Source organism: Mesorhizobium silamurunense (assembly GCF_014843905.1).
In the GTDB taxonomy this organism is placed as follows: domain Bacteria; phylum Pseudomonadota; class Alphaproteobacteria; order Rhizobiales; family Rhizobiaceae; genus Mesorhizobium; species Mesorhizobium silamurunense.
Window position 1 is genome coordinate 64,132 of sequence record NZ_LPVS01000038.1, and the last position, 19,543, is coordinate 83,674.

15 protein-coding genes and 2 pseudogenes are annotated in these 19,543 nt (G+C 60.3%); 15 read left to right on the forward strand and 2 right to left on the reverse strand.

The features are described from left to right. The first annotated feature begins 47 nt into the window (after positions 1–47). Positions 48–1,079, forward strand: coding sequence for a LacI family DNA-binding transcriptional regulator (locus AU465_RS10860; protein ID WP_192246895.1), 1,032 nt, complete (start codon positions 48–50; stop codon positions 1,077–1,079). A 158-nt stretch (positions 1,080–1,237) separates the two neighbouring features. After that, on the forward strand, positions 1,238–2,032 hold the full coding sequence (locus tag AU465_RS10865; protein ID WP_192246749.1) for a TIM barrel protein: 795 nt from the start codon (positions 1,238–1,240) through the stop codon (positions 2,030–2,032). Between the two features lie 14 nt (positions 2,033–2,046). Here the strand turns inward: AU465_RS10865 and AU465_RS10870 are convergent, their stop codons facing one another. Further along, on the reverse strand, positions 2,047–2,991 hold the full coding sequence (locus tag AU465_RS10870) for a LysR family transcriptional regulator (RefSeq protein ID WP_192246751.1): 945 nt from the start codon (positions 2,989–2,991) through the stop codon (positions 2,047–2,049). A gap of 161 nt (positions 2,992–3,152) precedes the next feature. Between AU465_RS10870 and AU465_RS10875 the strand changes: the two are divergent. The 4 genes and pseudogenes from AU465_RS10875 to AU465_RS10885 form a co-directional block, all read left to right on the forward strand. Next, positions 3,153–3,391, forward strand: a pseudogene (locus AU465_RS10875) (GNAT family protein); the annotation flags it as partial. Positions 3,392–3,406: 15 nt separating this feature from the next. Further along, positions 3,407–3,519: pseudogene (locus tag AU465_RS36435) on the forward strand (polysaccharide deacetylase family protein); the annotation flags it as partial. A 115-nt stretch (positions 3,520–3,634) separates the two neighbouring features. Further along, positions 3,635–3,913, forward strand: a complete 279-nt coding sequence (locus AU465_RS10880) for an acyl carrier protein (RefSeq protein WP_192246753.1) — start codon at positions 3,635–3,637, stop codon at positions 3,911–3,913. After that, positions 3,914–5,119, forward strand: a complete 1,206-nt coding sequence (locus AU465_RS10885; RefSeq protein ID WP_192246755.1) for a beta-ketoacyl-[acyl-carrier-protein] synthase family protein — start codon at positions 3,914–3,916, stop codon at positions 5,117–5,119. It begins immediately after the preceding gene. Positions 5,120–5,690: 571 nt separating this feature from the next. Here AU465_RS10885 and AU465_RS10890 read toward each other — a convergent pair. Next, positions 5,691–6,635 carry a LysR family transcriptional regulator gene (locus tag AU465_RS10890; RefSeq protein WP_192246757.1) on the reverse strand — a complete coding sequence of 315 codons (945 nt, stop codon included), beginning with the start codon at positions 6,633–6,635 and terminating at the stop codon, positions 5,691–5,693. Positions 6,636–6,941: 306 nt separating this feature from the next. On the opposite strand from AU465_RS10890, the gene AU465_RS10895 reads away from it, so the two are divergent. The 9 genes from AU465_RS10895 to AU465_RS10935 all read left to right on the forward strand — a co-directional run bounded on the left by AU465_RS10895 (position 6,942) and on the right by AU465_RS10935 (position 18,882). Continuing rightward, the gene (locus tag AU465_RS10895) at positions 6,942–7,532 is read left to right on the forward strand and encodes a NodA family N-acyltransferase (protein ID WP_192246759.1); all 591 of its coding nucleotides are present in this window, start codon (positions 6,942–6,944) and stop codon (positions 7,530–7,532) included. After that, positions 7,529–8,185 (forward strand): chitooligosaccharide deacetylase NodB, encoded by a 657-nt coding sequence (gene nodB, locus AU465_RS10900; RefSeq protein WP_192246761.1) that lies wholly within the window; start codon positions 7,529–7,531, stop codon positions 8,183–8,185. Before AU465_RS10895 ends, nodB begins: the two co-directional genes overlap by 4 nt. 15 nt (positions 8,186–8,200) lie before the next feature. Then, complete coding sequence (gene nodC, locus AU465_RS10905; RefSeq protein ID WP_192246763.1) at positions 8,201–9,529, forward strand: chitooligosaccharide synthase NodC; 1,329 nt, start codon at positions 8,201–8,203, stop codon at positions 9,527–9,529. A 256-nt stretch (positions 9,530–9,785) separates the two neighbouring features. Beyond that, on the forward strand, positions 9,786–10,700 hold the full coding sequence (gene nodI, locus AU465_RS10910; protein ID WP_192246765.1) for a nodulation factor ABC transporter ATP-binding protein NodI: 915 nt from the start codon (positions 9,786–9,788) through the stop codon (positions 10,698–10,700). Between the two features lie 3 nt (positions 10,701–10,703). Then, positions 10,704–11,492 carry a nodulation factor ABC transporter permease subunit NodJ gene (locus AU465_RS10915; RefSeq protein ID WP_192246767.1) on the forward strand — a complete coding sequence of 263 codons (789 nt, stop codon included), beginning with the start codon at positions 10,704–10,706 and terminating at the stop codon, positions 11,490–11,492. A gap of 219 nt (positions 11,493–11,711) precedes the next feature. After that, a complete protein-coding gene (locus tag AU465_RS10920) occupies positions 11,712–12,713 on the forward strand; it encodes a nodulation protein NodZ (RefSeq protein ID WP_192246769.1) in 1,002 nt (333 codons plus the stop codon). A 314-nt stretch (positions 12,714–13,027) separates the two neighbouring features. Beyond that, positions 13,028–14,545: a phosphomannomutase/phosphoglucomutase gene (locus tag AU465_RS10925; RefSeq protein ID WP_210325060.1), complete on the forward strand. Its 1,518-nt coding sequence runs from the start codon at positions 13,028–13,030 to the stop codon at positions 14,543–14,545. Between the two features lie 13 nt (positions 14,546–14,558). After that, positions 14,559–16,799 carry an AGE family epimerase/isomerase gene (locus AU465_RS10930; protein ID WP_192246772.1) on the forward strand — a complete coding sequence of 747 codons (2,241 nt, stop codon included), beginning with the start codon at positions 14,559–14,561 and terminating at the stop codon, positions 16,797–16,799. A gap of 1,129 nt (positions 16,800–17,928) precedes the next feature. Further along, complete coding sequence (locus AU465_RS10935; protein ID WP_192246774.1) at positions 17,929–18,882, forward strand: GDP-L-fucose synthase family protein; 954 nt, start codon at positions 17,929–17,931, stop codon at positions 18,880–18,882. Positions 18,883–19,543: the final 661 nt, after the last annotated feature.

Consider the following 19,543-nt stretch of genomic DNA (forward strand, 5'->3'; position numbering starts at 1 on the left):
GGATGACAGAGGGTCACCTGGCGTTGAAACAAATCAGAATTGGACCCATGACCAAGCGCCCCACAATTACCGATATCGCCCGCGAAGCCGGAGTCAGCGTGGCAACGGTCGATCGCGTTCTGAACGCTCGTCATCCGGTGCGGGACGAGACTGCGCGGCGGGTCCACGAGGCCGCCCACGCCATCGGCTATCATGCTGCCGGTCTCATCAAGCAGCGCTTGCAGCGGGACCTGCCGCGCTATCGGCTGGGCTTCATCTTGAGAAAACCGGCCCAGCATTTCTACCAAGACTTCGCGCGCGAGGTCGAAGCGTCGGTTAGTTTGGCCCAGTCCTTCCACGGCATTCCGCTCATCGAATTCGCGCCGTCAAATGTCCCGGGTGACCTGATTGCGCTGCTTGAGGATTTGGGCGCGCGCTGCCACGCTATTGCCATGGTGGCACCGGACCACCCGAAGATTACAGCAGCGGTAGAGGAGCTCAAGGCCAAAGGCATTCCGGTTTTCTCGCTGCTTTCGGACTTCGCCGCCGGCGTGCGTCAGGGCTATATCGGCCTTAACAACCGCAAGGTGGGGCGAACGGCCGCTTGGATGCTTTCCAAGATCGCAAAACGGCCCGGAAAGGTGGCGGTGTTTGTCGGCAGCCACCGTTTCCAAGGGCACGAGCTCCGGGACCTCGGCTTTCGTTCCTATTGCCGTGAGAACGCGCCGACATTCGAGGTGCTCGATCCGCTCGTGAACCTAGAGAAACGGCAGATCACCTACGAATCGACACTCGATCTCATGCAGAGGGAACCCGAGCTCGTCGGCTTCTATGTGGCCGGCGGGGGCATGGAGGGCGCCATCACTGCGCTCCGGGAAGAGGGTAAAGGTCAGAATCTCGTCGCGATCGTGAATGAAATCACGCCGGAGTCACGGGCGGCGCTCGCAGATAATATCATCACGATGGCTGTCGCCACGCCACTGCATCGGCTTTGCCAGGAGCTGATGACGCTGATGGCGCGGGCCATCGAGACCGGCACGGTGGAGACGCCGGGGCAGACATTTCTGCCGTTCGACATCCATCTGCCGGAAAATATATGAAGACCGATGGATTCTATCATAGGCGTCGAGTTTCCTTTCACAAATGAAAGAAAGCTCGATTGACTATCATTCCGGTCTGTTGAATCAACGAGCGCCTCGCGGCAGGAGCCGAACAGCTGAGAACGGCGGTCGCACTTCATGAAAGGAAAACCCAAGCCATGCGCCAGGCATCGCCCCGCTTTGCGCTCGACCACTTGGCGGGCTCCCGACTTGATGTTCGGGCATTTTTCGCGCTTGCCCGCGACCAGGGTCTGACCGACGTTCTGTTCAGCAATTCTTTTGCTACTGGCATGCCGGCTGCGGACGTCCGGTCTGCCGCCGCTGAGGCGGGCGTTACGATTATCTCTGTCAACGCCTTGCAGCGCTTCAATGAGTGGACTGCCGCGCGCCAGGCCGAGGCGAGCAATCTCGCCGATTATGCAGCTGACTGCGGGGCGAAGGCGCTCGTGCTGGTGCCGGTCAATGACGGTTCGTGTTTCGCGAACGGCGAGCGCCCCGGGAACCTGCCCGTCGCCTTAAGCGCGCTCAAGCCGATCCTCCAGTCGCGCGGTTTGATCGGTCTTGTCGAGCCGCTGGGCTTCCGGACCTGCTCGCTGCGATCGAAGGAGGAAGCGGCTAAGGCCATTACCGCGGTTGATGGCAAGTCCGCCTTCCGCCTCGTGCACGACACCTTTCACCACACACTCGCCGGGGAGACTTTCTTCTCCTGCGAGTTGACCGGTCTCGTGCACATTTCAGGTGTGAACGATCCGACCTTCTGGGTTTACCCGGATCGCGTCCTGGGAGGTTCCGACAATGGCAGCCAAATCCGGGCGCTGCTTGATGGCGGCTATGCCGGTCCCTTCTCGTTCGAGCTAGTCGAGGAAGTCCACGCGCTGGACGACCTCGCAGGCACACTTGCCGCCAGCATCGATCTCATCCGACACGAGCTATTGACGCGAGTGCCGGTGTGAGGCGCTGGGCAGATTTAGGAGCGGCCGCGACGTCCCGGGGTCTTGCTTGGAGTAGCCATGCGGGACGCCTCCTGCAACAGTATCTCCCGCATCCAGATGCTTGCCGGATCACTGTTGTGAAGGGCCGGCCATTGGACGGCTTCGGTAAATGCGGGAAGTGGCAGCGGAAGGTCGACGATCCGCAGGGGGAACGTTTTTTCGAAATGCTTGACCAGCCGGAAGGGCATGGTCGCTATACGAGCTGTGCCTGAGACCATAGGCGGTATCATGCTAAATGCCTGCACGACGACCTCAACACGTCGCTTAAGACCATGCTCAATCAAAAACCATTCCTCGATGGAGGGCTTCTGCATACGCCCGAACTTAACCGCAACGTGCCTCATCGACATGTATCTCTCGAATGTAAGCTGCCGTGGCAGCTGCTTGTTCGTAGGGCAGCCCACGCACACGAGCGTCTCGTCGAACAGCGCCATTCTTGGATGCGCGCTCGACATGAACAATTCCGGAAGAATTAGAAAATCGACATCACCACGCCGGAGAAGCTCATCTGGGCTGTCGTCGAGAGGCAGCAATTCGAAGCTGACGCCGGGTGCTTCCCGTGCAACACGCTCCACGACCTTTTCAAAAAACACGAGTGTGACGAAATCGGAAACAATGACCCTGAAGCGGCGGTCGGATTGAGCCGGGTTAAACAGATCCCAAGAAATAATCGAGCACTGGATGTGCAGCAGTGCGTCGCGAACTGCGGGGGCGAGTGCTTCCGCACGCGGTGTCAGAATGCGTTCACGGCCGCTCATCGAAAATAGTTCATCGTGGAAAAAGTCACGCAGCCGGGCGACGGCCGCACTCATGGCCGGCTGACTTAGGTTGATGCGGCGTGCCGCCGCCGTGAGGCCGCGCTCGCTCAGCAGCGCGTCGAGCACGACGAGAAGGTTCAGATCAAGCCCTTTGAAACGCATGTCTTAGGTATCCATAGCGTGAATGCGTTTCATCGAAACAAACGATTTTATCAATCTCCCTAAATCCTACATTGACAACAGCATCTGACGCGCACCGATCACCCACTGCCTCTATCGCGTGACGAGTGCGTTAAAAAGAGCCCGAAAGGAGAAATCTTTCCATGCGCTCCGACGCGCGGTGGCGGTGGAGGTTGTGCTGGGAAAACGAGTTGCAACTGGCCGACCATGTCGAACTCTCCGATTTCTTCCGAAAGACCTATGGACGGACTGGCGCCTTCGACGCGAAGCCGTTCGAAGGCGGCCGCAGTTGGGCCGGTGCGAGGCCGGAATTCCGTACAATCGGCTACGACGCGCACGGCATAGCGCCCACATTGGCATGCTGCGCCGCTTCATCATGATTGGCTAGATCGGACACGGTCCCAATCAACTTTGCACACCGGAGATGCTCGATGTGCTGGCGCAACATCGGGTGCCCGCGGCGTTCTTCGTCATCGTGCCTACGCCGCAGACCAGCCCAAACTCATCCGGTCTCCCTAAGCAGTTGGTCTTGGTGAGCCGCACAAGCTGGTGAGGGGCAATTTTCGCAACACGGCGCGGCTCAGGCATTGAGCCAGGTCGAAAACGCAAGCTGGAAAGGAACAAGATGGCTGATCAACTGACCAACGAAATAATCGCAATGATCAAGAAGCGCGCCGCGTCGGAGGGCGGCAACATAGCGCCTGCCTCGGGCGGCGAGATAACGGCTGCCACGGGACTGACTTCGCTCGGTATCGATTCACTGGGATTGGCGGACGTTCTCTGGGACCTCGAGCAGGCCTACGGCATCAAGATCGAGATGAATACGTCCGAGGCCTGGTCGGATCTCCAGAATGTCGGCGACATGGTGGAAGCCGTGCGCGGCTTGCTCGCCAAGGGGGCGTGAATGGACAGGCGCGTCGTGATTACTGGGATCGGCGGGCTTTGCGGGCTTGGGACCGACGCCGCCGCCATTTGGAGAGAGATGCGCGAAGGCCGCTCCGCCATCGGCCCAATCGTCAACTCCGAGCTCCATGAATTGCGGGTCAGGATCGGCGCCGAGATCAAGGCGTTGCCGGAGCACGACATCGACCGCGGGCGGCTCGTCTCCATGGACCGCTTCAGCTTGCTCGCCGTGCTTGCAGCGCACGAAGCCATGCAACAGGCCGGACTTTCCTGCGATGAAGGAAATCCCTATCGCTTCGGTGCGACGGTGGGCGTTGGCGGCTGCGGCTGGGATACGATCGAGCAAACCTACCGCGCCATGCTTCTCGGCGGTAAGCGTGCCGCCCTCTTGACTGTACCCAAGACGATGCCGGGCGCCGCCGCCAGCCAGGTCAGCATGAATCTCGGCCTGCGCGGGCCGGTCTTCGGCGTCACGTCCGCCTGTGCATCGTCCAACCATGCGATTGCCTCCGCGGTGGACCAGATCAGGCTCGGCCGGGCCGACGTGATGCTTGCCGGCGGCAGCGAAGCGCCGCTCATATGGGGTGTGCTGAAGGCATGGGAATCGATCCGCGTGCTTTCGCCCGATACTTGCCGGCCCTTCTCCGCCGACAGACAGGGACTGGTGCTCGCCGAGGGTTCGGGCATGGCCGTGCTGGAAAGCTATGAGCATGCCGCCGGGCGTGGTGCCACGATCCTTGCCGAGATCGCCGGCATCGGCCTTTCCGCCGATGCCTCCGACATCGTCGCGCCGACTGTCGAGGGGCCGGAGGCAGCAATGCGCGCCTGCCTTGCCGAGGCCGGCCTCAATGCCGAGGATGTCGACTATCTCAACGCCCACGGCACCGGCACCAAGGCCAACGATCAGATCGAGACGGCGGCGATCAAGCGCGTCTTCGGTCAGCACGCCTATTCAATGTCCATCTCTTCTACCAAGTCCATGCACGCGCATTGCCTCGGCGCGTCCGGCGCGATCGAAATGATCGCCTGCGTGATGGCGATCCGCGAGGGCGTCGTGCCGCCGACGGCCAATTATCGTGAGCTGGACCCCGATTGCGATCTCGACGTCACGCCCAATGTGCCACGCGAGCGCAAGGTGCGCGTGGCACTGAGCAACTCCTTCGCGTTTGGCGGCACGAACGCGGTTCTGGCATTCAGGCAGGTGTAGCCATGCGAGATGCCTCCTCCAACATCTCGGATCCAGATGCTTGTGCTCGGACGTGCTGCTACCCCTCAAGGTAAGCGAGCCCTGCGGGTTTGGCTCGAGGGTCCAAACTTAACGCGACTTATGTCGGGACGGCCCAGGGCCGGCCCTAGGATAGCTATAGGCGCGCCAAGAAGCCACCGATGGTCCTGGCCCGAGATCGTGCATGAGATGGCCCCCTCATTGTGGGCCATCGGGCGAGGGCCTCGCCGTCAAAGCGGTCTCGGGCCAACATGCGACCCAGCGCCGAGGGCGGAGCCACGGTGGGGAACTCCCGTCGGTGATTATGTGCCGAGCCAGTCCGCCCGGCGCCCGTTCCGCATAACTCCGCTCCTAGACCAAGGCCCGAGCTGAAGACACGGAAGGCGGTACCCAACCCACGGATGAGAGTCTGATCAACCGTCGTTCTGAGCTCCACTTCTCGCCGCGTGCAGCTTCAGCCGATCCGACCGCTCGCAACACCTGCCGAGCAGCCGATCTCTCGACCTCAGTCTTGATAGGGAACATGAGAGTCGGCGTGAGGCGCTGAGTAAATCTAGGAGCGCGTACGACGTCCCGGGGTCTTGCTTGGAGTAGCCATGCGGGACGCCTCCTGCAACATTATCTCCCGCATCCAGATGCTTGCCGGATCGCTGTTGTGAAGGGCCGGCCATTGGAGGGTCTCGGTAAATCCGGGAAGTGGCAGCGGAAGGTCGACGATCTGCAGGGGGAACGTTTTTTCGAAATGCTTGACCAGCCGCAAGGGCATGGTCGCTATACGATCTGTGCCTGACACCATCGGCGGGATCATGCTGAAGCCTTGGACGGCGACCTCGACACGTCTCTTAAGACCATGCTCAAGCAAAAACCATTCCTCGATGGAGGGCTTCAGCATACGCCCGAACTTGACCACGACGTGCTTCATCGACATGTATCTCTCGAACGTAAGCTGCCGTGGCAGCTGTTTGTTCGCGGCGCAGCCCACGCACACGAGCGTTTCGTCGAACAGCGGCATTCTTGGATGCGCGCTCGACATGAACAATTCCGGAAGAATTAGAAAATCGACATCACCGCGCCGGAGAAGCTCATCGGGGCTGTCGTCGAGAGGCAGCAATTCGAAGCTGACGGCGGGCGCTTCCCGTGCAACCCGCTCGACGACCTTTTCAAGAAACACGAGTGTGACGAAATCGGAAACAATGATCCTGAAGCGGCGATCGGATTGAGCCGGGTTAAACGGATCCCAAGAAATAATCGAGCTCTGGATGCGCTGGAGTGCGTCGCGAACGGCGGGGGCGAGTGCTTCCGCACGCGGTGTCAGAATGCGTTCGCGGCCGCTCATCGAAAATAGTTCATCGTGGAAAAAGTCACGCAGCCGGGCGACGGCCGCACTCATGGCCGGCTGACTTAGGTTGATGCGGCGCGCCGCCGCCGTGAGGCCGCGCTCGCTCAGCAGCGCGTCGAGCACGACGAGAAGGTTCAGATCGAGCCCTTTGAAACGCATGTCTTAGCTATCCATAGCGTGGATGCATTTCATTGAAACAAACGATTTTACCGATATTTCAGAACGTCGCATAGGGAGAATTCAAGGAAGCCCTAAAGGAAGTTTTTCAATGTTTGCGTTGGCTCCGAGGAGCATTTTCTGGCGCACGCCCTCAGGCGTGCGCCGAACATCAACCGAGATCGCATGTCCATTGCGACTAGGTTCTTCGGTGATCCGCGCAAGCTACATCGCGTCGGCTCGACGCGAGAAGCTCCTCGATGCGTAGGCGCTTACCTCAAAAGATTCCAACAAACACGAGGTCTTTCTATGCGCTCTGACGTGCGGTGGAGGTTGTGCTGGGAAAACGAGTTGCAACTGGCTGACCATGTCGAACTCTCCGACTTCTTCCGAAAGAACTATGGACGGACTGGGGCCTCCAACGCAACGCCGTTCGAAGGCGGCCGTAGTTGGGCCGGTGCGAGGCCAGAACTCCGCACAATCGGCTACGACGCGCACGGCATAGCGGCTCACATTGGCATACTGCGCCGCTTCATCAAGGTTGGCGAGGTCGATCTGTTAGTGGCCGAACTGGGGTTGTACGGGGTGCGTTCGGATCTTGAAGGACTCGGAATCAGCTTTTCAATGCAGTTTGTGTATCCAGTGCTGCAGCAGCTTGGGGTTCCATTCGCTTTCGGCACGGTCCGGCACGCACTGCGGAACCATGTTGAGAGGTTCTGCCGAGGCGGTCTGGCGACCATTTTGTCGGGCATTCCCGTGCGTTCGACCCATCCAGAAGTGTATCCCGACCTGCCGCCCACCCGCCTGGAGGACGTGCTCGTCCTGGTTACGCCGATTGGACGCTCGATGAGCGAGTGGCCGTCCGGCACCCTGATTGATCGGAACGGTCCGGAGCTATGATACATCTGGACTACATTAGCGAAGTGCCGAGTGAATGGGCTAGCACCGGCCGTCGCACCGTTTATCTCACGTTTGACGACGGTCCCAATCCATTTTTCACACCGCAGATCCTCGATGTTCTGGCGCAAAATCGGGTGCCGGCGACGTTCTTCGTCATCGGCACCTACGCCGTAGAGCACCCGGATCTAGTCCAACGAATGATCGCAGAAGGGCACGAGGTGGGTAACCACACGATGACTCATCCGGATCTGTGCAAATGCGGCTTCGGCGAAGTGCGCCGTGAAATCTTTGAAGCGAACGGCGCCATCAGCATGGCGTGTCCACAGGCCTCGGTACGCTTCCTTCGCGCGCCCTACGGCGCCTGGAGCGAAGAAGTATTCACAGCGTCAGAGATCGCCGGGCTGGCGGCACTTCATTGGTCTGTAGACCCGCGAGACTGGTCTCGCCCCGGCACCGACGCGATTGTCGACGCAGTGCTCGCCTCTGTCCGGCCGGGTGCAATCGTGCTCCTGCACGACGGTTGCCCGCCCGACGAGTTGAGACCCAGCACTCAAGCCAGTCTGCGCGACCAGACCGCCAAGGCGCTGTCCCAGCTGATTCCGGCATTAAACGCCCGCGGATACGAAATTCGCGCCCTTCCACAACATCATTGAAAATTGCGAGATCCTATGGACCTGCTTGCCACAGCCAGTACTGTCGCCGTCTCGTGCTATGCACTGCTCTCGGCTGCCTACAAAAGCATGCAGATGGCTTATGCTTTGCCGATGGACCGTTCTCCGATGTCGGATGAATTGGTCGGTTTCGACCCTCTGCCGAGCGTGGATGTCATCGTTCCCTCCTTCAACGAGGATCCGCGCGCGCTCTCGGCGTGCCTGGCGTCCATTGCAAGCCAACAATACGCCGGAAAACTGCGGGTCTATGTGGTTGATGACGGTTCTGCAAATCGCGACGTTGTCGTACCGGTACACGGTGCCTTTGCCGGCGACCCAAGATTCAGCTTCATTTTACTCGAGAAGAATGTTGGCAAACGCAAAGCGCAGATCGTCGCGATACGCCGCTCATCTGGAGATTTGGTGCTCAACGTGGACTCGGATACGATACTCGCGTCCGACGTCGTAGCAAAGCTTGCACTCAAGATGCAGGATCCAGCCGTCGGCGCGGCAATGGGCCAGTTGGCGGCCAGCAACCGGAGCGACACCTGGCTGACCCGGTTGATCGATATGGAGTACTGGCTGGCCTGCAATGAGGAGCGAGCGGCACAGGCTCGCTTTGGTGCCGTTATGTGCTGCTGCGGCCCATGTGCGATGTACCGTCGCTCCGCACTCGTTTTGCTGTTGGATCAGTACGAGACGCAACTGTTTCGGGGGAAGCCAAGCGACTTCGGTGAGGATCGCCATCTCACAATCCTCATGCTGAAAGCAGGCCTTCGAACCGAATACGTTCCCGACGCCATCGCCGCAACGATCGTTCCGGATCGGCTAGGGCCGTATCTGCGCCAACAACTTCGCTGGGCGCGGAGCACATTTCGGGACACGTTGCTTGCGCTGCGTCTATTGCCAAGCCTCGATCGTTATCTAACGCTGGATGTGGTCGGACAGAATCTCGGCCCGCTGTTGCTCGCCCTGTCGGTACTGGCTGGCCTCGCGCAGTTCGCACTGAAAGGCACAGTGCCTTGGTCGGCAGTCCTGATGATTGCATCCATGACCATCATTCGGTGCAGCGTGGCAGCGTTTCGTGCCCGCCAACTTCGATTTCTCGGTTTTTCTCTACACACATTCATCAACGTCTTTCTCTTACTCCCTCTGAAAGCCTATGCGTTGTGCACATTGAGCAACAGCGATTGGCTGTCGCGCAAGGCGGCCACCCTACCCAATGGAGGAGAAAGGCAGATCCTCATCAAAGATCCGATCGCCAGACCAAACGCTACAGAAGGCTCGGAAGTTGCTCACTCAACTCGCAGGACGGATGCGCGGTTCTTCAAGGTTGGTGGAGTCTGAGAGCGTTTTCAGTGGCGAGTGATGGTGTACTGCGTAGGACACAAGTCGTGACCTGGACAATATTTCAATTGTTAGAGCGGGAAGTGGCCGCAGACGATCCGTGGCGGCTCGACGGCAATCCGTAGGGCGGGAGCGTCTCACACAAATGCTCGGGCTGTCGCCCTTCCCAAGGCCGCCACAGCGAAGGCCTCCTCTCCAGAACGCTCGCAAGTGAGCTCCCGCCGGCTGAACGGCTCCTCTCAGCAGAGATGAACGCATGTCCAACGTAGCAATCGACCTTAACGGCGTGACGAAGTCATTTGGCAATAAGGTCATTGTGAACGGGCTGTCGCTCACCGTTGCGTCGGGAGAGTGCTTCGGCCTGCTGGGGCCGAACGGTGCGGGCAAAAGCACGATTGCGCGTATGGTCCTCGGCATGACGCGGCCTGACGCGGGTAAGATCACGGTGCTCGGAGTGCCAGTGCCGGCACAGGCTCGCTTGGCACGCAGGGGCATCGGCGTGGTTCCACAGTTCGACAATCTTGACCTGGAATTCACGGTCCGCGAAAACCTGTTGGTATTCGGGCGCTACTTCGGCATGAGCACACGCGCGATTAAAGCGGTCATCCCATCACTGCTCGAGTTCGCCCGCCTTGAGAGCAAGGCGGATGCACGGGTCGGCGAACTATCCGGCGGCATGAAGCGGCGCCTGACTCTGGCACGCGCGTTGATCAACGACCCGCAGCTACTCGTAATGGACGAACCGACGACCGGCCTCGACCCGCACGCGCGCCACCTGATCTGGGAGCGTCTGCGTTTCCTGCTGGCGCGCGGCAAGACGATCATTTTGACCACCCACTTTATGGAAGAGGCTGAGCGGCTGTGCGATCGGCTGTGCGTTCTCGAGCATGGGTGCAACATCGCCGAGGGCAGCCCTCATGCCCTGATTGAGGAGCATATCGGAAGCAACGTCATCGAGATCTTTGGTGGCAATCCGCAGGAGCTGAGTTCGCTGATCAGGCCATACGTTCAGCGCATCGAGGTGAGCGGCGAGACGCTCTTTTGCTATACGCCCGATCCGGAGCAGGTGCGCGTCCAACTACGCGGGCGCGCGGGGCTGCGGCTTCTAGAGCGTCCACCTAATCTGGAGGACGTTTTCTTGCGGCTGACCGGACGCGAGATGGAGAAGTGAGCGATGAGTGAAGGTTATGCAGCGGCTCTACCCGCCAACGCGTGGAACTGGGTTGCGGTGTGGCGCCGCAACTATCTGTCGTGGAAGAAGATCGCACTTGCGTCAATGCTCGGTAACCTCGCCGATCCTATGATCTATCTTTTCGGACTTGGTACTGGCCTCGGAATGATGGTAGGTCGCGTGGAAGATGCGTCCTACGTTGCTTTTTTGGCAGCCGGTATGGTCGCGACGAGCGCGATGACCGCGTCGACCTTCGAAACAATTTATGCGGCTTACCCTCGCATGCACCATCAGCGCATCTGGGAAGCAATCCTGTACACACAACTTACTCTCGGCGATATCGTTCTCGGTGAATTGGCGTGGGCAGCCACCAAGGCCTTTTTGGCCGGCACGGCAATTGCGATCGTCGCCGCCGTGGTGGGCTATGCGGCGTGGCCGTCCCTGCTATATGTGCTACCAGCCGTAGCGCTCACTGGGTTCGCCTTTGCGAGCCTGGCGATGGTCGTCACCGCGCTTGCGCCCAGTTACCACTATTTTGTATTCTACCAGTCGCTCGTCCTCACACCCATGCTGTTCCTGTCAGGCGCGGTCTTCCCGGTCACCCAATTGTCAGGTCCCTTTCAGCAGGCAGCGCACTTTTTGCCGCTGGCACATTCGATCGACCTTATTCGTCCGGAAATGCTTGATCGCCCGGCTGGCGGCATTGCCCTGCATATCGGTGCGCTTTGCCTGTACGCGGTGTTGCCGTTCTTCCTCTCGATGGTGCTGCTTCGCCGGCGCCTGATGCGTTGAGATTCCGAGAGCGAAGGACATTCCGTGATGCAGTGCCACGAAGTTCGCTGCGGAGTCGCATGATCATCCGTCGATAGCTGACCATTCGCCGCAAGCACCTCGAAGACGCTAGCTCGTGTTGCAGCTGACGTACGGCATCGCCAGCGGGAAAGTCAGCCTCACCGGAGGTCTTCGAGGTTATGTATGACCATGGGCTTGTCACGATAAATGGAGAACGAGATGCTAAAACCACGATCACTGATTGGATCGGGCGAGGATCGGTTCGTTGTCTCGCGACGACGTACCGGTTTCGGTGATTGCTTGTGGTCTCTGGCGGCAGCTTGGTCCTACGCTAAGCGGACGGGGCGGACGCTGGCAATAGATTGGCGTGGCTCCTGTTATCTCGATCAGCCCTTCAGCAATGCGTTTCCGGTGTTCTTCGAGCCAATTCAAGACATCGCTGGCGTACCGGTTATTTGCGATGACCAGATCAACCAGTTCTCATTCCCTGGGCCTTTCTTTCCGCCGTGGTGGAATAAGTCATCGATCGACTGCGTTTGCCGCCCAGATGAACAGATTTTTCGAGAACGTGATGAGCTAAGAGAGCTTTTCGAAGCCCAAGATGATACTGAAGCCAACACAGTGGTGTGTGATGCTTGCTTGATGTGGCGTTGCGATATGGATGCCGAACGGCAGATTTTTCGGAGTATCAAACCGAGGCCTGAAATTGAAGCTCGGATTGACGCCATCTATCAAGAGCACTTCAAGGGGCACAGCATAATCGGGGTGCATGTCCGGCACGGCAACGGCGAAGACATTATGGAGCACGCTCCCTACTGGGCTGATCCGGAATTCGCCTTCCAGCAGGTATGCACAGCCATTCGCAAGGCTAAAGCGCTACCGCATCCAAGACCTGTGAGGGTGTTCTTGTGTACTGATAGTGCGCAGGTGCGTCATGATTTGTCGGGCGTGTTTCCCGATCTTTTCACTATCCCAAAACAATTCCAGGCGGATCGGGCCGGACCATTACACAGCGCAGCGCTGGGCGTTGACGGCGGTTTTTCTGCTCTCGTCGAGATGTACCTCCTTGGGCGATGCGATACCGTGGTTCGCTTCCCGCCGAGTAGCGCCTTCTCGCGCTATGCCCGCCTCTTCGTGCCACGTATTATTGAATTCGATCTAAACGATCCGGGTGGTTTGATCTTCATTGACAACTCGTCCGAACATTTTCCGACTTTGTGAAAGTCTTGGGCACTTTCGTGGAGGTTGTTCTGACGGACGGACGCCCCTCGACGGCATCAACGTGCTGAATGGTTTGACAGCCCCCGAAAGAAAGGAGCGTCCGCAATGGTAGTTAGCACGATTGGACGTTGGCGGGCGATGATTGGCGGTAGGAAAAAGCCCATAGCCATAAGCATGAAGCTCTCCACGATCGGCCTCGGCGCTTTTCGTTTCCGGCGGCACCAAGATCCGCCAAAAGAGGTCGAAGGCGAGAGCGAGCCATTTTGACTTTTGTCGAACTCCGATCGCGTTTGCCTGGAGCAGCCTGACCCGTGATGATCAAGCCCATTGGCGAAGCCCGGCCCAACACCTTCGAGTTCGAAACCTCGGCGCTTGTCAGGGCGTCCGGGTTTCGCGAGTATGATGCGCGCTGGTGGTTCGGCCATCCGGGCGCGGCAGAACCGCCGGAACTCAATTTGATCGGCGTCCAGGCACTCGGCATGGGCCTCGGCACGCTGATCCGGCGTCTCGGCGTCGCATCCGATATCGTCACCGGCCATGATTTCCGCTCTTATTCGCTGTCGATCAAGCTGGCGCTGGTCTCCGGGCTGATGGCCGCCGGAGCCAGGGTCAAGGATATCGGCCTGGCTTTGTCGCCGATGGCCTATTTCGCCCAGTTCGCGCTCGATACCCAGTCCGTCGCCATGGTCACCGCCTCGCACAACGAGAACGGCTGGGCCGGCGTCAAGATGGGCGCGGCACGTCCGCTGACCTTCGGTCCGGAAGAGATGGGCGCGCTGAAGGCGATCGTGCTGGCCGGCGATTTCGACCTTGTCGGCGGCGGCTTCTATGATTTTGTCTCCGGTTTCCGCGAGATTTATCTCGACGATCTGACCAGGGACAAGCGCATCGCGCGAAAGCTGAAGGTGGTTGCCGCCTGTGGCAACGGCACCGCCGGCGCCTTTGCGACACAAACGCTGGCGCGGATTGGCTGCGAGGTGATCCCGCTCGATGTCGAGCTCGACCATACATTTCCGCGCTACAATCCCAACCCGGAGGACATGCAGATGCTACATGCCATCCGCGACAAGGTGCTGGAGACGGGAGCCGATGTTGGGCTTGGCTTCGACGGCGACGGCGATCGCTGCGGCGTGGTCGACAATGAAGGCAACGAGATATTTGCCGACAAGGTCGGTGTCATGCTGGCGCGTGACATTTCGCGGCTCTATCCGGGCTCGACCTTCGTCGTCGACGTCAAGTCGACGGGGCTATTCGCCACTGACAGCGTGCTCGAGGCCAACGGCGCCGTCACCGACTACTGGAAGACCGGCCATTCCTATATCAAGCGGCGCGTCGGCGAGCTCGGCGCCATCGCTGGCTTCGAAAAGTCAGGCCATTTCTTCTTCAATGCACCGATCGGCCGCGGCTATGACGACGGCCTGGTCACCGCCATCGCCATCTGTCAGATGCTCGATCGCAGCCCGGACAGTTCGATGGCCGATCTCTACCGCGCGCTGCCGCTTACCTATGGCACGCCCACCATGTCGCCGCATTGCGCGGACGATTTGAAATATGGCGTCGTCGAGCGTGTCGTCTCGGATTTTCAGGCGATGAAGCGGGATGGCACGGTCTTCGCCGGCCAGAGGATCGCCGAACTGATCACCGTCAACGGCGTGCGCGTCGTCGCGGAGGACGGCACCTGGGGGCTGGTGCGGGCGTCGTCAAACAAGCCCGAGCTTGTCGTGGTGGTGGAGAGCCCAGTATCGTCCGAGCGGCGCCGTCAGATGTTCGAGGGCGTCGATGCCGTGCTGCGCCGCAGCCCCGAAGTCGGCCCGTACAATCAGACCTTCTGAGCGCGAGAACGAAATGGCCGACCGGATCGTCAGTTTTGTCATGAGCGGCGGCGTCGGGTCGCGGCTCTGGCCGCTGTCGCGCGAGGACAATCCGAAGCAGTTCCACGACCTTTCCGGCGATGGCTCGATGCTGGCCAAGACCTTGCGCCGGCTGACGGCAAGGCCAGATGGCGAGACGCCGATCTTCCTGATCGCCGCCGAGCGCCACGCCGAGCGTGTTCATGCCGATCTCGCCGGCCTCGATCTCGCCGGCGGCGGTCCGCTGTTCGAACCGACCGGCCGCAACACCGCCGCCGCTGTCGCGCTGGCTACGTTGCGCACGCTGTCGGAATTCGGCGACAGCATAGTGCTGGTGGTGCCGTCCGACCATGAGATTTCCACCACGCGGCAATTCTGGGAGAGCATCGAAGCGGGTGCCGCGGCGGCCAGCGATGGCCGGCTGGTGGTGTTCGGCATCAAGCCCAACCAGCCCGAGACCGGCTACGGCTATATCGAGGTATCGCGCGACAAGGCCGGCATCTTCGACGTGTCGCGCTTCGTCGAAAAGCCCGATCTCGCGACCGCGCAGAGTTATCTCGAGGCCGGAAACTTTTACTGGAACACCGGCATCTTCCTGTTTCGCGCGGGCGCCATGCGCGATGCGTTCGCGGCGTTTGAGCCAAAAATCTGGCAGGCGACAGAAACGGCCTACAAGGCGGCGACATCGGACCTCTCCGGCCTCTACATGCCGCTGGAACTCTACGCGGCCATTCCCTCGACCTCGATCGACTACGCCATCATGGAGCGGGCGACGGGCATCGCCATGGTGCCGGCCGGCTTTCGCTGGAACGACCTTGGCTCCTGGCAGTCGCTGCTCGATGTCGGTCCTTCCGACAGCCAGGGCAATGTCATCGTCGGCGATGTGGTCGCCATCGACTGCGAGAACTCCTACATCCGCAGCGACGGTCGGCTCCTGTCGGCCATCGGCATGAAGGACGTCGCCATTGTCTCGACCGCCGACGCCACCTTCGTCGCCCCGGTCAGCCACAGCCAGCACGTCAAGAAGATCGTCGAACAGTTGGAAAAGTCGGGCCGGCTGGAGACCCGCTTCACGCCGGCGCATGACCGGGTCATTGAAAGCGGCGCCTGGCGGCGGCGGGTTCGTCACTGGCTGTTCGAAGAGACCTTGCCGCTGTGGTCGACATCAGGCGTCGACGAGCGCCATGGCGGCTTCCACGAGGCGCTCGGCTTCGACGCCGCGCCGCTGCTGAAGCCGAAGCGCATGCGTACGCAGGCCAGGCAGGTCTACGCCTTCGCCGTCGCCAAGGCGCGCGGCTGGACCGGCCCGGCCGACCGGCTGATCAGCCACGGCATCGACTTCATGGCCGGCAAGGGCCGCACCGACAGCGGCGGCTGGGTGCGCACTCTGAATGTCGACGGTTCGGTCGCGGATTCCGCCGAGGACGCCTACGATCATTCCTGCGTTCTGCTGGCACTGGCGCACGCCCATATGTCGGGCAATCCCGATGCCTTGCTGCTCGGCGAGGAGACCTTCGCCTTCCTCGATGCCCATCTCGAGGATGAGCGCATGACCGGCTTCCTGGAGACTTCGAGCGGCGAGGGCGAGCGACGCTCCAACCCGCATATGCATCTGCTCGAGGCCTTCCTCGCCTGGCATCAGGCGACCGGCGAGCGTGCGTATCTGCGCCGCGCTGCACGCATCATCGACCTCTTCCGCAGCCATTTCTTCGACCCGGAAAGCTGGACGCTGGGCGAATATTTCGACCGGGAATGGAAGCCGTCCACCGGCGAGAAAGGCCAGTGGACCGAACCTGGCCATCATTTCGAATGGGCCTCGCTGCTGGTCGATTTCGCCGCCCGCAGCGGCCAGACCGAGTTGAGCGGCTTTGCCCGAAAACTCTATGCCTCGGCGATCGCCAACGGCCTCAACCGCGCCACCGGCCTGTCCTACGGCGCCGTCTCCAGGCAGGGCCTGCCGCTCGATCTTGTGTCGCGCAGCTGGCCGCAAGCCGAGGCGGTCAAGGCGGCGATCGCGCTGGATGGCGCAGGCGGGCCGGACCTGAAGCCCGAGATCGAGGCGCGCGTCGGCCGCCTGTTCCGCTGGCACATCGACCCGGCGCCGCTCGGTCTCTGGATCGACCGCATCGACGAACGCGGCCGCTCGCTGGCGTCAGACGTGCCGGCCAGCATCTTCTACCATTTGGTCTGCGCGCTCACTCAGTATCTGGACGGGACGGTAGAGACGGAGAGCTGAGGGATCGGAGTTGCCAATCTCCCCGCAAGGTATTCCCACGCTGACGGCCGCCTTGCTGAGGTAGGCTGAAGGCTGCTGCAAGCCACCAGGAGTAGTAGCCTTCTGACGAAACGGAAGCGCTATAGCATCAAGCTGGCGGTCCAGCTCTGAGACGCTCGACGCGAAAGAGCCTCGGCGCTCGGCGCCTCGATCTCCTCCCCAAAGGGTCGACAACCGCATCGAGGCGACCCGCGTCGGCACGGCGAAGCCTCTGCACGAGCCGAAGTGCCTGGCCCTCCTCTCCGGCAAGATTGCACGACCCCGGCTTCGACATCCAACGCCTTGGGGCGACGATCGCCGAGCCACTCGTATCCCGAGACGCTCTTCATCGCTCGCCGCAGAGCAGAAGGCGGACGTTTCCGCTCTCATCGATTTCGATCGCCAATTGCATCGGCACGGATCGTCTTTATCGCATGGCGCCGTTGAGCGGCACGACCCGTAAGGCGGATGGTGACGGCCCCGGATACCGGTGACCTCTGGCCCGGTTATAGGCTGCGGCCGGCACGCCTACTGCCCAGGCCGGAGGCGGTCGAGACGATGACTGGTTCTGCCCGATCACCGTCCCGTCACGTTTACCTGGCGCGGCGTGCGCCGGGGCGGGCCTCAACGGCGGAGAGCACATTTTGGGCGGGTGGTGGAAGCGCCACTCCGAGCGCGCCGCGGTCTGCCGTCGAGGACGGGGTGGGCGAGCGTTTCTGGTCTATCACGCGGGGCGAGATTTAGATCACCGTTGAAGCATGTCCCCGGCTATCCATATCGTGGATGAATTTCATCGAAACAAACGATTTCACCAATCTTGCAGAACGTTGCATTGGAACAATTCAAGGATGCGAGCTCTAAGAATAGTTATCGATATTCGCGTTCGCCCCGAGGAGAAATTTCTCGTGTACGCCGAACAATCACTGAAGCGCATGTCCATGCGGCCAGGTTCATTCGCGCTCTGCCCAGGCTACGCCGCATTGGCTCGACGCGACGAGCTTCCCCACGTGCATGGGCGCTTACGCGATTTCTCTGGCAGCCGGCGGTGAACGCGGCACGCAGGCTGACAGCTCCGTCCGATATCCAAACGTAAGCAGTTGAGAATGAAGACATGAAAAAAGTCTATGTAGCCGGCCATCGCGGCCTCGTTGGATCCGCCACAGTGAGAGCCCTCGAGGCCTTAGAATCGTATGAAATAATAACGCGGACTCACGATGAACTGGATCTCTTCGATCGGACCGCGACCCGCGAGTTCTTTATGTCGAAAAGACCGGATTACGTCATTATGTGCGCCGCAAAGGTTGGTGGGATTCTTGCCAACGCAAGCTTTCCGGTTGATTTCCTTCACAACAATCTCGCGATTCAAGTCAGCGTTTTTGATGCCGCCCACGCATCCGGCGTCGAGCGGATGATCTTTCTTGGTAGCTCGTGTATCTACCCACGAGATTGCCCGCAACCGATACGAGAGGACTACCTTCTATCCGGTCCGCTTGAAGCGACAAATCGTCCCTACGCTTTGGCAAAGATAGCAGGCGTTGAATCATGCTGGTCTTTCAACCGACAGTACCGGACGCGCTATCTCGCGTTGATGCCGACCAACTTGTACGGTCCCGGAGATAATTATCACCCCGACAACTCTCACGTTCTGCCAGCTCTGATGCGACGTTTTCATCAGGCCAGAATGAACGGTGACTCCTCGGTCGTGGTCTGGGGATCCGGAAGGCCCCGGCGAGAGTTCATGTACTCTTTGGATATAGGGGATGCCATTGCATTCCTGCTTGGCCTGCGGGATTCGGATTTTGGCGCCTTGACGGCACCCGAGACCGCGCCTCTGATCAATGTTGGCGTTGGAGAGGACGTCACAATTCGCGAACTGGCGGAATTGATTAAGGCGACGGTCGGCTACGAGGGCGATTTGGTGTTCGACTCGACGAAGCCAGACGGCACGCCCCGCAAGCTGCTGGACGTATCGCGCTTGCATACTCTTGGCTGGAAAGCCAAAACGTCTCTTGGTGCCGGGTTGCAAGCGACGCACGAGGATTTTCTCCGCCATCATAAAGCTTGACGTTGGTGCTCACAGCCTGGCTGGCTGGTTCCAACTTTCCTGCGCCATTCAAATCTGGCACCGCCGGCGTGAGAGGTGCGTGAAGCGTTCATATACCGGCTAACGGCCTGGTTCGCCCCAAATTAGGCCGCTAGCAGCACACATCAGGGCATCATCGTCGGCATATTGCGGACGGCGACCGGCGCGGGACCGCACGCGACCTGCCACGACGTTGGAGGCGGCAGGACTCTGGTTGTTTGCCTGTCCGCGGCCGTGCGCGTCCCCATGGGAGGTCCGGTACACCGTGGTCAGGACTGTCGCCGACCCGAGTCGAGCGCGCCTATGAGATCGACACATCGATATTGCGCCGAACGAACATCCCGGTTGGCAGCTTTTGCAGGAGGCCTGGGCCAGCTCACAGGAAGGCTGCGGCGTAAAAATGCGCAGCACGACTCGGAATTTCACTCCCCGCTGACGCGTCGAATCCTCAGATCCGATTGCCCGGCCGACCAGTGTCGCCCGCCGCCAGGGAGGTCCGCAACTGCTAAGCAGAGAGGCGAAGTGCACCTGAACGCATCCATCCCGTAAATGTGTTCTATCAACGCAAACGATTACTCTGATGATCCGATAACGAATATGAAGGCTCGCCAGCTGGCGTGGTGGGCCGCATCATAAGGAGTAT